At 57.7% G+C, this 14,767-nt stretch carries 8 protein-coding genes; all 8 read right to left on the bottom strand.

The window, feature by feature from the left end:
- Positions 1 to 56 precede the first annotated feature (56 nt).
- The 8 genes from B5D61_RS02805 to B5D61_RS02770 all read right to left on the bottom strand — a co-directional run bounded on the left by B5D61_RS02805 (position 57) and on the right by B5D61_RS02770 (position 14,636).
- The gene (locus tag B5D61_RS02805) at positions 57 to 1,523 is read right to left on the bottom strand and encodes a DUF1501 domain-containing protein (protein WP_078811796.1); all 1,467 of its coding nucleotides are present in this window, start codon (positions 1,521 to 1,523) and stop codon (positions 57 to 59) included.
- On the bottom strand, positions 1,520 to 4,267 hold the full coding sequence (locus B5D61_RS02800; RefSeq protein ID WP_078811795.1) for a PSD1 and planctomycete cytochrome C domain-containing protein: 2,748 nt from the start codon (positions 4,265 to 4,267) through the stop codon (positions 1,520 to 1,522). Before B5D61_RS02800 ends, B5D61_RS02805 begins: the two co-directional genes overlap by 4 nt.
- A 20-nt stretch (positions 4,268 to 4,287) precedes the next feature.
- Positions 4,288 to 5,745: a LamG-like jellyroll fold domain-containing protein gene (locus B5D61_RS02795; RefSeq protein WP_078811794.1), complete on the bottom strand. Its 1,458-nt coding sequence runs from the start codon at positions 5,743 to 5,745 to the stop codon at positions 4,288 to 4,290.
- On the bottom strand, positions 5,742 to 6,275 hold the full coding sequence (locus tag B5D61_RS02790; RefSeq protein WP_078811793.1) for a sigma-70 family RNA polymerase sigma factor: 534 nt from the start codon (positions 6,273 to 6,275) through the stop codon (positions 5,742 to 5,744). The genes B5D61_RS02795 and B5D61_RS02790 overlap by 4 nt, the downstream gene beginning before the upstream one ends.
- Before the next feature lie 73 nt (positions 6,276 to 6,348).
- Positions 6,349 to 9,069 (bottom strand): vWA domain-containing protein, encoded by a 2,721-nt coding sequence (locus tag B5D61_RS02785; protein ID WP_078811792.1) that lies wholly within the window; start codon positions 9,067 to 9,069, stop codon positions 6,349 to 6,351.
- Positions 9,066 to 10,883: a BatA domain-containing protein gene (locus B5D61_RS02780; protein ID WP_078811791.1), complete on the bottom strand. Its 1,818-nt coding sequence runs from the start codon at positions 10,881 to 10,883 to the stop codon at positions 9,066 to 9,068. The genes B5D61_RS02785 and B5D61_RS02780 overlap by 4 nt, the downstream gene beginning before the upstream one ends.
- A gap of 124 nt (positions 10,884 to 11,007) precedes the next feature.
- Positions 11,008 to 11,868, bottom strand: a complete 861-nt coding sequence (locus tag B5D61_RS02775) for an acyl-CoA desaturase (protein ID WP_078811790.1) — start codon at positions 11,866 to 11,868, stop codon at positions 11,008 to 11,010.
- Between the two features lie 146 nt (positions 11,869 to 12,014).
- Positions 12,015 to 14,636: a DNA topoisomerase III gene (locus tag B5D61_RS02770; RefSeq protein ID WP_078811789.1), complete on the bottom strand. Its 2,622-nt coding sequence runs from the start codon at positions 14,634 to 14,636 to the stop codon at positions 12,015 to 12,017.
- Positions 14,637 to 14,767 lie beyond the last annotated feature (131 nt).

Below are 14,767 nucleotides of genomic sequence, written 5' to 3'. Positions count from 1 at the left end.
ATGGATTACAACTACGTCCGGGAACCTGCGGCCAGGAGTGGCCACATCACTGATATTCAAGCCAGGATGTCCCGGATCACATGTCCATGCACATCCGTGAGGCGGCGATCGATGCCGTTGTGATAGTAGCTCAGGCGCTCGTGGTCCAGCCCCATGAGATGGAGGATGGTGGCGTGGAAGTCGTAGATGGTGGTGACGTTCTCAGCGGCTTTGTGTCCTAAGGCATCGGTGGAGCCATAGCTGATGCCGGGCTTCACGCCAGCCCCAGTCATCCAGACGGTAAACCCTTGCGGATTATGATCGCGCCCGCTGGCCCCTTTTTGGAAGGTAGGCATGCGGCCAAACTCGGTGCACCAGACCACCAGGGTATCCTCCAGCAGTCCACGTTGACGTAGATCACGGATCAGTGCGGCGGCAGGTTGGTCAAAGATCGGTGCGTGTTTGTCATACTGCTCCTTCAGCTTCTTGTGACCATCCCAGTTGCCGATGCCTTCACCCATGGCATAAGCGCCATTGTAGAGTTTCACACAGCGCACTCCACGCTCTAGCAGGCGACGAGCAAGCAGGCAGTTTTTGGCAAAGCCACTTTTGATGGGATTCGGATCATCCACGCCATAGGCCTTCAGCGTGGTGGTCGATTCCTTGGAGAGATCGCTCACCTCGGGCACGGAGAGCTGCATCTTTGCGGCGAGTTCATAGCTGGCGATTCGGGCGGCCAGTTCGGTGTCGCCAGGGAACTGCTCCAGGTGCTTGTCATTGAGAAACTTCAGCACGTCTCGTGAGGCCAGATCACTGGCGACTGAAACGTTGTTAGGCCGTGCCAGATTGTAAATCGGGCGACTGGAGTTAAAGGCGGTGCCTTGGAAGACAGCGGGGAGGAAGCCATTGCCCCAATTGTTAACACCGGCTTGAGGCACGCCACGAGGATCAGGAATGGCCACATAAGCTGGCAGATTATCGGCCTCCGAACCAAGTGCGTAACTCACCCAGGAACCCAGACTCGGGAAGCCATCGAAGATGAATCCCGTGCTCATCTGATTTTCCGCTGGACCATGGGTATTAGACTTGGCCGTCATGGAGTGGATGAACGTGAGGTCATCCGTCATCGAGGCGAGGTGTGGAAAAAGATCCGACACCATCTTGCCCGTCTGACCACGTGGCTTGAACTCATACAGCGGCCTAACTAAGTTTCCGTTTTCGCCTTGAAACGTTAGAAAGTTCTCCTTGGCTCCAGGCATGGGTTTGCCATCCATGCGCAGTAGTTCGGGTTTCCAGTCCCAGGAGTCCAGGTGACTGACGGCACCGGAGCAAAACAGGACCAGCACACGTTTGGCCTTGGCTGGATAATGGGGTGCGCGAGCATGCAACGGATTCGTTGCCTCTATCACAGGACGGATCGGTGGGGTGGAGGCCTGAGTAGCCCTGGAGCCGAGCAGCGATGCTAAGCCTAACCCGGCTGCACTGGAGAGAAAATGCCGACGGTCGAGCAGACCGAGTCCATGGGAGGAGAGAGGGGCAGTCATGGCACAAAGAGGAATTCGTTAGTGTTCAGCAACACACGGCAGACGGCGGGCAGGCCATGTTCACGAGCGAGGGTGGCGCAGACCTGAGCTTCATCGGGTGCAGGAGATCGTTGCGCCGTGAGAGCAAAGGCCCGTTCGATTTGACGTGTTAAATCATTCCCGGCCTCCTTCTGTAAGCGTTGAGCAAAGAGCTCCGCCTGTTGATTGACAAAGCCGCTGTTGAAAAGGCTCAGCGCCTGGATGGCCGTGGTGGAGCGCGGTCGCTTGGGTTGACCTTGCCCGGCATCGGGGCAGTCAAAGCTGCCAAAGGTGGCATCCTGAGCCATGCGCACCTTGGTCATGTAAATCATCCGCCGCCACTCCTCGGGGCCAAATTCTGCCCTGGGATCATAGACGCGAACGTAATTGCTGTTAGGTGCGAAGACGCTGAATCCAGGCCCCCCCATTTTGAGATCCAAAGTGCCAGCGACCTCCAGCATGCCATCTCGCACCACCTCCGCCTCGACACGCCGAGGCGGATAGCGCCAGAGCAGACGCGTTTGCGCATCGGCAGCGAGACCTGCCTCATTCGGAGCGCTGCTCTGTCGCCAAGTGCGGCTCATGACAATGAGCTTTTGCATGTGCTTGATGCTCCAGCCGCTACGGATGAACTCGGCGGCTAACCCGGAGAGAAGCTCGGGATGCGTGGGCATGGCGCCATTGCGGCCAAAGTCATTCGGTGTTGCCACAATGCCTTCACCGAAATGATGCTGCCAGAGACGATTCACCAACACTCGCGCGGGTAAGGGGTTAGCCGGATCTGCCAGCCATTGAGCAAGGGCGACCCGACGCTTTTGCTCAGGGAGATCGCCCGCGAGTTTCATAGGGGAACCGATGGCACTGACGGCGGCAGGCACGACTTCTTCCTTCGGTTGGGTGACATCGCCTCGATTGAGTTTGAAAATCGGGCTAGGTTGCTCAAAGCGGCCTGCATAGACCATGGGGCCGGTCTTGCTGCTGCTGAGCCGGGTTTCCAGCGCATTGAGTTCGCCACGTGCATCATGCCATTCAGCAATGACGGAAGCCTCCACGTTCTCGGGCTGTGGCATGGCCAGTTTGGCTTTCGAGCCGGGGTAAGTTTGACGATCCGTGGAGTCCGCCACTTTGAGCCACGAACCATCTGGTTGGGCCACCTCGATGCGATAGCTGACAGGCAGTCGGTCTTTGAATTCATCCAAACGGTCGCGCCCCCAAGCGATTCCCTCAATGAGGGTGGCTTGCGGAAACTCGATCTGCACCCAGCCTCCGCCCTTGGTCTTGCTGATCCAGCTCCGGCTGTTGCCATACAGACCATCATTCACATGCTCCAGCCGATGTCTGTCAGAGCTCCAACTTCCAGAGGCACTGGCCTTGGCTCCTAGGCTGGCTAGAGCGATGTTTTGGCCGCTGGTGGAATAGATCTCCAGCTCATCCAGACAGGGTTCATAACGATTGTTATCCGAAGTGGCCGAGACGGTGAAGCGCAGCTTTTGCGTCGTGACTGGAGCGAAGCGCTCCAGATTGCGATGCGGATGCACCGGTGTGCGTTGAGTGCCCGAGAGTGCCGGGGGCTCAAACTTCAGCAAACGATGAGTCGCCTTGGCAAGCCGAAGCAGCAGGGTGGCGTGATCCTCCTCGTGCTTTTGAGCATCGGCACTCTTCAGGGGACGCTCTCCATGGCGAACTCCGGCAAAGATCGCTTGCAGGCTGTAATAGTCGGTCTGGGAAACCGGATCGAATTTATGATCGTGGCAGCGTGCACAATGGAGCGTGAGGCCTAGGAATGCCCCACCCGTGATACTCACCATGTCATTGAGCTCATCCTGTCGGGCCTTGGCTTTCGACTCCTCGTCCTTGCCGATCTGGCCTGGGAGTAAGGCGGCATTCGCCACGATGAAGCCGGTGGCTGCATCCTTGCCCACGGTGTCCCCAGCGAGCTGTTCCAGGATGAACTGAGGGTAAGGCGTGTCTTTGTTGAAAGCCTCAATCACATAATCCCGATAAGGCCAGGCATTGGGGCGCGGGGTATTCACCTCGAAGCCATGGGTTTCACCAAAGGCGATGACATCCAGCCAATGCCGCGCCCAGCGCTCGCCATAACGTGGCGAGGCTAACAAACGATCCACTAAGTTTTCATACGCTTTGGGATCGTTGTCAGCGATGAAGGACTCGACTTCTTCAGGAGTGGGTTGAAGGCCATGCAGCACAAGATAAAGGCGACGGATGAGCGAGCGTTTGTCGGCCTCTTGAGAAAGGCTGAGTTGTTTCTCTTTCAGCTTGGTTTCGACAAAGGAATCCAGAGATCCGCTGAGCGGCTGAATGGGTTTGAAGGCCCAATGGTCCCGCTTATCCACTGCCTGAGCCACATCGACACCATCAGGCCAAGCAGCTCCTTCATCGATCCAACGCGTGAGCAGAGCGATTTCTTCCGCCGATAGGCGTTCGCCCTTCGGTGGCATGCGGGTGTCTTCGTCCTGGGTGGTGATGAAGTGGATCAGCGGACTCTCGGCGGCCTTGCCGATGTGAATATTGGGCGCATGGGAATCACCGCCGCGTAAGGCTTCACTCTTGATGTCGAAGCGTAGGCCGGACTTCTGCTTTTCCGGGCCATGGCAGGAGTAGCAATGCTGTTCCAGAATGGGCCGCACCTGATGGATGAAATCGACAGGCGCCGCGAGAGACGCGGAGGCGACAAGGTGAACCCAAGTGATGGAGAGCAGCTTCATGGTTGAAAGTGGAGAGGGCTTCAGCGGTAGGGATTGCCTGCCTCATACAGGCGGCGGATTTCATCCTCACGCATGCAACGGCCTAACAAAAAGAGTTCGTCCACCCGTCCGCTCAGCTTCCGGTCGCGTGAGTTCCAGTTGCCGATTTGCGCTGGGCCCAGACGAGCTGGATGCGCGATGGCTTGCCGCGTTTCTTTGTCGAAACGACCGTTCAGATAAAAGCGCACCGTCTTGGCAACCGAGTCGTAAACCACGGCGAGATGAACCCAGCGTCCTTGCTCGGGTAGCACCGGAGTCCGTGAATCGGGGAAGCCTTGAGTCTCCGTGGAGCCTGGAGCCAGCGTGTTGTGCTTCAGCGCGAAACGCATGGTGCTGTCTCGGTTGATGATCCAGTGCACCTGCCCTGACTTGTCTTCATCCCAGCCATCGGTGTGGTAGAGGGATTGGTAAGGAGCCCCAAGCCGATCCAGGCGCACCCATGCGGCAAGCGTCAGTTGTGGCCAGGAATGATCGCCACCGACATTGAGCTTCATGTGATCCCCCACATGCACAAACTCAGGGGCCTTCGAACCTGGCCAACGGCCTTGCGTGAGGTGAAAGACACCTTCAGGGAGCGAGCTGCCTTCGAAATCGAGATAGGCGATCAAAGTGGGGTCCTTGCGTAAAGCAGCAGTGGCGGCATCGGAGTGGGCTTGCTGACCTGCGGCGAGCGCTGCTTGGAGTGCTGCGGTTTCATCCGGTTGAATGAACGCCGCGGAGCGGATTTCGCGTGAGGTGCCCGCTCCAGATTCTAGGGAGAAAGCTTCACCATCGCGCAGGCTCTGGCGTTTGCCCCCTTGAGCCGACTGTGCGATGACTTCGCCTTGAAACACATGGATTTCCGCTTGCCCTTGCCGGGAGACATCGACTCCGAACTTGGTGCCCAGATCCACGGCCTTCCCGGTGGGAGTGATGACGGTGAAACCTTTTGCCGGAGGCGGCACATCCGCTGCCACCCGCCCATGTTTCAGACGCAGTCTTTGACCATTTTCAAAAGCAAAGGAGGCCGGTGCCTCGATGACCACACGGGCACCGCGTGTCGTGACGAATTCCACCGTGCCAACCTCAATGTCATGCCAGCCGGAACCAACCTCCATGCCGGGAGTGAAGTCTAGCCTGCCCATGCCCCGCACCACGGTCGCATAGGGTTGAGCGTTGATAACCCAGCCCCAGATGCCTAGAAATATCGCGATTACCGCTGCGGCGGCTGTGAGCCAACGCCACGTATTCATCCGCGCGGGAGGAGCTGCTTTGATGGGAGTTGTCGTGGTCTCTTGCCATCCAGCAGCTTGTTCAGCCAGCGCAGAATCCAGATTGGCCAGTTCTGCAAAGGCACGGCGGGCATCGGCTTGGGCCAAAAGCAGACGATCCAGTTTCCGCACCTCTTCTTCGGTGGCGTGGCCATCCAGATAACGATGGGTGAGTTCTTCGAGATTCACGACGGTTCCTCCCGAATCATTTCACGTTGAATGCAGTCTAACAAAGAGCGTCGGATGCGATGTAGCCATTGATAGAAGCCCGCTACGGAGCGGCCACTGGTCACCGCGATGTTTTGAATCTGGGCCTGCGGCTGATAGGCACGCATGAGCAGATCTCTTTGTTCAGGCTCCAGCTTTTGCGTGCAGGTTTCCAGGGCGCGACGCTGACGATCCAGTCGGGTTTCATCCTGAGCGGTCTCTTCGGCGATGAGGTCCACCACTTCTTCACTGAGCACCAACCGATCTCGCCCCCGATCTCGCAGCCAGGAGAGCACCTTGTAGCGGGCGATGCCAAAGGCCCAGGGAAGAAACTCCGCACCTTCCCGAAACTCTCCAAACTTTTCCCACAGCAGGATCACCACCTCCTGCATCACATCATCGGCATCGCTACGGCTGGGGACCAGACGGCGAATGTAGGCACGCACCGTCGGCTCATGCGTGGAGAGAGCACGCAGAAAACGCTGATGTTGTTCGATCTCGGCAGGGGACATGATGGCGGGTTATGGGTATTTTCCAAAACCCGCCGGGATTTAACGAACTTTTTCTGGTTTCTGCATCAGGGTCTCAATGTGACCGACGTTTGGCTCGGTCAAAGCGGCTTTGTCGATCCACTTGGGGTTCGGCCTGAATGATGGGTGGGGTAGAATTTTTGGAAGCCTCTGTCGGGGAAGGCTGGTCAGAGGGTTTTGCCAAGCGCTTCTGGTGGACCGTGGCCGGAGTGGGAGATTTGGCGGATGCCAGTCGAGTCTTCCGAACCGGAAGCGAAAACTTGGGCAACCGCCAACCCGTGCGGGTGACGAAAGCCTCGAACAGCATGAGGCCCAGTGTGAACAAGAGCAGCTCGTTACGAAGATCGACAAAACGATCCGTGTCTGGACTGCGCCACGCTTGGCTGAGTTCCAACAGCTCGCGCCCACCGCTGGCTTGCACGACTTGGCGGAGTTCGTCGGTGCGGGCTTCATCGAAGGCCCATTCGGTGCTTTTTCCGACAAGGGCGGGACCGAAGGCAAGGGCCTGTGAATTGAGCTGAACTGCGCCTCGAACCATCTCGCCTTCCGGCAGATCGATTTTGGCCTGGTAATGACCGGGAGATTGGCGTTCCCAGGCAATTTCCTGGGGCGTGCCCTTGAGCCCTTGAGCCAAAACGAGGCGTGGAGCACGTGCCATCAAGGGGGCTTCCCAGCTTTCATCATGCAGGAGATCTAGTGTGAGCGTGGTGCCTTGCAGGCGATGCTTGAGCCCTATTCCTGGAGGTAAAGATTCCCCCATAAGCCAGCGGGTGAGGGTCTGCAAAAAATCACCGTAGGCGGGCCAAGCTCGCACACGCTCGGAAAAGGGACCCCCGAGAGGAAAACTCACGGCGGCAGTTCGGCCGATTCCGCGCTGTCCGAAGGCGACCAGTGGGGTGGCGTATTCATCCTGGCTGATGAGGGCTTGGCTGGCCCAATCTCGTGCATAGCTGAGGTTGTAACCATCCACTTCGCCTAACCAATTGAGCGATTGACTGGTGATTTCCAGCCAGCCGCTAATGGCCTTGGTTTTGACGGGGTCTTGCACAAAGGCGCTGCGGGCGACGGTCACGGTCTCCTGACTGAAGATGCTGGGTAGTTCTTCGGCCCGATCTGTAAAGAAGATGCGTCCTTTGCCGAGTTTGGCGATGTCTTCCAAAAGCCGTGCATCAGGATCTTGTCGCGTGCCGAGGGCGATCACGCTCACCGTGCCGCCATTGGTAGTGATTTCCGCCAGTAGCTTCTTGTAGTCACCGGGGTGTTCGGAGTCTGCGGCATCCGAGAACAGAATGATGTGGCGTTGGCCTGCGGCGGCGTTCTTGAGTTCATCCCAGGCGGCTTTCAGGCCTTCATAGACGAAAATGCCTCCGCCTGTGCTCTCAATGCGGCGGATGGCGCTCTCCATCTTGTCGCGGTTGGGGCCGACTGGCTGTAGAGGCACCATCACATGCGCCTCGCTATCTACGGCGAAGACGGTCAGCAGATCTTGAGGACCGAGAAAACGAACCGCATTGGCTGCACCTTCGTCAGCCAGAGACATCTTGGAGAAACCATTCTGCACGGTCATGCTCATGGAGCCGCTGCGGTCCAGCACGATCCCCATGGCCACCATGAGTTTCCGATGCTCCTGCTTCAACTCCATGGAGACGGGAAGGAGGGAATCGATGGCGGACTCAAAGTAACCTCCCGCACCGAAGCTTTTCTGACCCCCGGCCATGAGAAGACTGCCGCCTTGCTCACGGACGTAGAAGTCGATGGCGTCGAGGAAGTCGTTGTTCAGTTCAAAGGCAGGCACGTTGTTGAGGATCACACAGCGGGCACCGGTAAGCTGTCCGGGTTGCGCATGGTGGAGGTCAGTGACGAGGTCCACCGTGAAGCCTTGCTGCTGGAGAATCTGAGTCAGCGGATCATCTGTGTAGGCTGTGAGCAAGAGCACCCGTGGCCCACCGGCAATTTCCACCAAGGCTTGATGCTGATTATTGCCCAGATGAGCGTCTTCCGCAGGTTGGATGACGGCTTCATAGCGGATCACTCCGGCCATGTTTGAGCGGTCCGTGAAGCGGGCGATGCCGGTGCCGAGACGCACATCCACTTGGGCGGCGGTGATCTCGCGGCCCTGTCGGAGAAGCTTGAGCGGCACGCGCCCATCTTGGCTGCCACGCACTTCCACCTCCAAAAGAAAGGGCTCGCCGAGTTGAGCCTTTGTCGGGGTGCGTAGAGCCGCGATACGATAATCAGTGACCTCGTTTTGACGAGCTAGGTGCATGTCCAATTCGACCCCCTGCTGAATCAGTTTTTCCGCCACGCCAGAGAGTGGCTCGGTGGCATAACCATCGGTAAAAATGAGTAGGCGTGCCGGGCGTCCGGCACTTTCTTTCTGCACGTGAGCGAGCGCTTGGTTGATGGCGAGGGCCGTGCGGGTAGCTTGCCGTTGGTGATCGTAGAGAGTTGCTCCCTCAGCCTCTGGCTTCATCACCTCCCCCGCAAAAGCAAGCTGGTGAAGGTGGTCTTGAGGACCACGGCTCTGTTCCAAAAGCTTTTCCCACTCGGGTAAGCCCTTGGCCATAGGTTCCTCGGCAGAAACGGAGCTGTCTAGTAACAGCCACAAATCCACACCCTCCGCCTGCTTTTGCCATTGCGGTTGGGCCAGGCTGAAAGTGAGCAGGCCTAACAAGAGAAGCCGCAGAGGCTTGAACAAACCCAGTCGAGGCCAGCCCCAGCCTGCCAGAAGCAGGATAGGAAAAAGGGCGAGCCATTCTGGGTGAAGGAGGATCATGGTGCAGGGGAGGATTGCTCACCGAATGGCGCATTGGATGTCAGCACTCTTTTGCCCCACCACCAGCTTCCCAGGAGGCAGAGCAGGAGGAGCAGTGTCCACCATTGCCAATGAGGATCGGCTTCTTGAAGGGCATCTACCTGTTCAGCTTCGAGTTGGGGTGTTTCGTCAAAGGGAGCTGCCTTGGAGAGATCGGCTTCGCGGCTATCGGCAAAGTGCGCGGCAGCGGTGAGCCAAGTGTCAGGTCCTTGCGAGATTTGAAAAAATCCGGGCACTGCCGGGGAGCGGAGCAGGCGTGCTTGGGTCTGAGGGATGGTCTCATGGAGCCCGTTTGAGCCTTTTAACACCAGAGGCTGAGCCGCCTCTCCCTGGCGATGGGCGACGCTGAGGGACTGACGTAATTCATAATTGGCGGATTCTGCCGCCAGTTTATCCTGACGAATCGTCTCGAGAAAGCGGTGTAGCAAAATCGCCAGGGCTGGAAGCTTGCGGGCGTTACTGCCGATGAGATCGAAATGGCAGAAAAGTTGGCGGGCACCGACGGGAGTGATCCGCAGGCTGATGAGAGGTCGCTCCCCCTGCCAGAGCAGAACCTGATCTTGAGGATCTCGCGGCATCACCATGCCTTCAGGGATCAGCAGGGAGTTCCAGTTCAGCCCTTCCACCAGAGGGTGAGATTCGCTGACGACCGCACCGCGCACAGGGGCGGGCTTGTCAGCTCGGGATGGGGAGGCAAAGACACAGGCATGCTGATGGTTTTCCAAAGCGGTGGAAGGCGGCCACGTCATGACGCGGACGTCGGTTTCTGTCACGAGAGGTGAGACATTCAGATGAGCGAACCGGCCAAAGAGATCGGCAAGCTGAGTGGAAGATTCATCACGGCTGCGGGGAAGATGAACGCTCAGCTTTTTGGGGCTTGGCTGCACAAGCGGGAGCTGATCATCCACTCCGAAGGCATCCGGGGTGAGCTGGAGGGTCAGGGCCTGTGTGGCATCCGATCCAGGGAAGGGTCCGCTCAAAGTTCGCGTTTCCCGTGGGGCTAAGGCCAATGACATGGGAGGGGTGGTTTGCCCTTGGGTCTCCACGTGCCATTGTCGCTGCTGAGGGCTCTCGCCATAGTTGCGGACCAGCGCACGCCAAAACCACTGACCGTCTTTTTCTTCCACCGTCACACCTGCCCAGCCGACGTTTTCAATCCGTCGCCCTACGGAGAGGGTTTTGGCAGCGTAGGGCAGGGGCGTTGCGGGTGGGTGATCGGTAACGAGCAAAACCGCCCCCTCTGGCCCCGCTAGGCTTCGAGCCTGTCGCAGGGCCAGGGTGAAATCGTGAACGCCTGCAGTGGGATGCCATCTGGAAGCAAGGCTTTTCACCAGTTCCTGAGCGCTACCTCCATAGTAGAGGTTTGCCTCGTGGACATCCGAGCCGAGGAGAGCGAGCTCGGCTTTCGAGCCCGAAGGCACACTCCGGCTGAGTACGCGTTGGACACCCTCGATCGCAGCCTCCCGGAAAGCCTGCATGGAGGCGGAATCGTCCATGATGATGGCGATGCGGTGCACTGCGTCCTGTCTTAACCACCGAGGCCCGGCTAGGAGCCAAGTGAAAAGCAGCACCATGAGCAGTTGCAGCCAGAGGGGAATGGAAAGGCGCAGGCGCTCGATGCGATTGCCCTGCTCAGACTCTTTTTGAAGTTGCTGAAGGAGGAAGAGGGTGGTGACGGTGACCCGTCGGCTGCGGCGCTGAAGGAAATGAATTGCTAATACGACAGGAATCCCGAGCAGAGCCCATAGAGCAGCGGGATGTGTCAGAGTCAGCATGATGGAGTGCCTGAGTCTCCACAACTCCGAGGCATCCGTCCAGCAGACGCGTCATCGGAGGCATAAAAAAGCGGAGATCCTTAGGGGGACCTCCGCTCACGTGAAAAGTTGGATGAACTCGGGATTAACCCAGAGCAGCCGTAGCTTCCTTGCCTTCCAGCACCCGACGAGTCGGCTCCTTGATCTCGTGGACGATGCCCACCATTTTGAGCACCTTGATCACATAGTAGGTTGGATCGATTTCCCACCAGAAGAAGCCCTGGCGTGCGCAGTGCGGGTAATAGTGGTGATTATTGTGCCAGCCTTCGCCCAGAGTCAGAATGGCCAGGATGAAGGAATTTTTGCTGGATTCACCGGTTTCGTAGCGGCGGCTGCCCAGCAGGTGGCAGAAGGAATTGATAGCGAAGGTGGTGTGATAAAGGATCACGGTGCTGAGGCAGAAGCCCCAGAGGAAATAACTGAGGCCACCCATGGCGGTGCCTGTCATCAGAAGACCGAAGACGTAAGTAGCCAGGGCCAGCACCATCGGGGGAATGAAGTGGTATTTGTCGATGAAGACCAGTTCTGGAAACTTGGTCAGGTCTTTCACGCGCTTGGCGTCATAATCATTGTAGTCAGGGGCGAGAATCCAGCCGACGTGAGCCCAGTAGAAGCCCTGCTGCTTCACCGAGTGGATGTCATCTTCCTGGTCGGAATGCTGGTGATGGTGGCGGTGATGAGCTGCCCACCAGAGCGCACCCTTTTGAGCAGACATGCCACCCAGCCAAGCCAACACATACTGGAACCAGCGAGAGGTCTTGAAGGAGCGATGGGAGAAATAACGATGATAACCGCCCGTGATACCGAATTTGCGGAGCAAAAACAGACCCACACAGAGGAGGATAGCGGTGAGGTCAGGCTTTACGAAGAAAGCAGCGAGAGCGAGTGCATGTATGCCGAAAAACAAAATGCAACCGGGAGTTATTTGGAAGGCGGGCTTAGTCACGTGGAAGGAAAGAGGTGCGATATTTGACACTTATTTGCAAAAAAGCAACCACGCGCTGCAAAGGCGGCAGAATTGGCACACTTTTGCGGAGCTTTGGCGCAGGATGCAAATTGCAAGAATGGGCTTCCTTCCACCTTACGCAGGCATTAGGAGTCCTCACCTTGAGGAGCGGCGGCTTTTTTAGCGAAGCGGCCTTTTTTAGCGGCAGGGGGGGCTTTAGGTTTGGCTTCTCGCGGAGGGAATTCCCAGCCGAGCAGTCGTTTTTCACCCGGCTTGCACAGGAGGAAGGCGCTGAAGGGTCGGCCCTTTTTAGAGATCATCCCTTCGACAACGTCGGTCTTGCCTTCGTTGAAGAATTTGATCGCATTCTCGACGCTGATCTCTTTTTTGCAGAGCACCTTGGGTAGTCGGGCGTTGCAGACCTTGGGTTCCTTGGCGGCAATGTTGCAGACGTAAGCCTCAGGGGTGTTGTAAATCTGGCCGTCCCGCTTTTTCAGCGCACACACCGGGCAGCGGGTGATGGGTGTAGCGGCAGCAAAATCAAAGGGAGGTGGAGCGTCGGGATCATTTTCGCCTCCAGGAAAGACAAAGCCGGTTTTGCCGTCTTCTTTGATTTCCAGGCCGGCGGTGAACTCTTTCCCAAGGCGATTCCTGAAGCCTTCCATCGGAGGAAGCAAGCGGGTTTCGAGGAGTTGACGCAGCTCATCATCGCTCAGTTCATGGCCAGCGATGACCTTGTAAACCCGCACCTTACAGTCCGGGTTTTTGCAGGAGACAAAGTCTTCCTTCTGCTCGAAGCCGAAGTGACCGCAGGTGCCGCATTTGGCTTCGAAGTCGGGATAGACACGCTCCTTGGCGATCTTTTGATAAGCCTTGGTTTTTTCCACCACCTGACTGGTGAGGCTGCGGATGTCCCGCATGAAACTGCTGCGGTCGAGCTTGTTCTGCTCCATCTGGCGCAGCTTGTATTCCCACTGGCCGGTCAGTTCCGGACTGCTCAAGGCCTCGATTCCGATCTGGCTGATCTGGTCGATGAGGGACAGGCCCTTGGTGGTCACGGCGATGTTCCGCTCCACACGCTCGATGTATTTATCCGAGATGAGACCTTCGATGATGGCGGCGCGGGTGGCGGGTGTGCCCAGGCCACGTTCGCTCATGGCTTCGGCGAGTTCTTCGTCTTCGACCAATTTGCCTGCACCTTCCATCGTGGAGAGCAGGGTGGCTTCCGTGTAGCGAGCGGGCGGACGAGTCTGCTGCTCCTCAGCTTTGACATCCAGAGTCTTGGCGTCATCGCCGTCGCGGGCTTGCACCAGCAGCTTGCCTTTGCCTTCGCCATCGGAGGCGGCTTCCTCGGCGGCTTTTTTGCCATAAACGGCCAGCCAGCCAGATTCGACAAGCACCTTGCCCTCGCTTTTAAAGGTGTCCTTCTCAATGCGCGTGATACGGGTGGTGACCTCGAACTCAGCGGGTGGGAAGAAGACCGCGACAAAACGGCGGGATACCATGTCGAAAAGCTTTTGCTCAGCCTCAGGCAATTCCTTCGGAGGAATCTGGCCGGTCGGGATGATGGCAAAGTGGTCGCTGACCTTGGAAGTATCAAAGACACGCTTGGTGGGGCGCACCCAGCCCTTGTCCAGAGCAGTGGCAGCATGCGTGCTCAGGTCGGTGGGCAGGGCGCTGCCTTTCCGCGGATCTTGTTTGGCGAAGGTGCCAAGGGTGCCTTTCACGGTGCCCAGGTAATCTTCGGGAAGAAAGCGGGAATCGGTTCGTGGATAGGTCAGGACCTTGTATTTCTCATACAGCGCTTGAGCGATTTGCAGGGTGCGGCGGGCGGAGAATCCAAAGCGGTTGCTGGCTTCACGCTGGAGGCTGGTCAAATCGTAGAGCAGGGGAGCGATTTGCTTGGTCGGCTTGGTGATCTGCTCGATTTTGCCAGGTTTACCCAAGCAGCGCTGGACGATGGCCTGGGCCTTTTCCAGATCCCAGAGACGCTCCGCTTTCTTGTGCTCGTCGGTTTCGTCCTTCTTAAAGGACTCGTCAAACCAGCGGCCTTCATACTCACCGGCAGGCACGCCAAAGAGGCCATGCACTTCATAATAGGTGCGGGGCACGAACGACTGAATTTCCAGTTCACGCTTGGCCAGGATGGTGAGCGTGGGGGTCTGCACACGACCCGCAGGGGTCAGGCGGAAACCGCCGTTGCGGGAGTTCAGCGCAGTCAGGGCGCGGGTGGCATTGATGCCCACGAGCCAATCAGATTCACTGCGGCATTTGGCAGCATCGGCGAGCGGGCGCATCTCGCCATCGCTGCGCAGTTTTTGGAAAGCGTCCAGAATGGCCCCCTGCGTCATCGATTGCATCCATAGGCGCTGCACGGGTTTCTTGATCCCGGCGGCCTCGACAATGTAGCGGAAAATGAGCTCCCCTTCACGCCCGGCATCGCAAGCATTGATGAGGCTATCCACATCTTTCCGCTTCATGAGTTTGCTCAACAGCTTGAAGCGATCTGCGCTGTCTTCGATGGGTTTAAGCTCGAACTCCTGCGGCATGATGGGCAGGTGAGTCCAGCCCCAGCCAATCTTTTTGCCGTTCACTTCTGGCATTCCAAGCTCGATCAAGTGACCGATAGCACTGGAGATGATGTGGGTCTCGTTTTCATAATAATCCTTCTCCTTGCTAAAGGCGGTCATTCCCGGGGCTTTGGCCAGAGCTCGGGCGAGATCGGCAGCCACACTGGGTTTTTCGGCGATAATGAGGGCCTTAGGCATGATGAGACAACGTTACGAAATGGGGGCCACCAAGGGCACGCATTCCGGCCCTATGTCAAACTTTTCAATCAGCGGAGGCTCCCCTCGCTGCTTTGAGAAAGCCTGAAGGACTTGCTGTTATGAGCTTCAAA

Origin of the sequence: Prosthecobacter debontii, from assembly GCF_900167535.1 — a bacterium.
Taxonomy (GTDB): domain Bacteria; phylum Verrucomicrobiota; class Verrucomicrobiia; order Verrucomicrobiales; family Verrucomicrobiaceae; genus Prosthecobacter; species Prosthecobacter debontii.
Note: the sequence above shows the minus strand (reverse complement) of the source record. Positions and strands in the feature narration are given on the sequence as shown.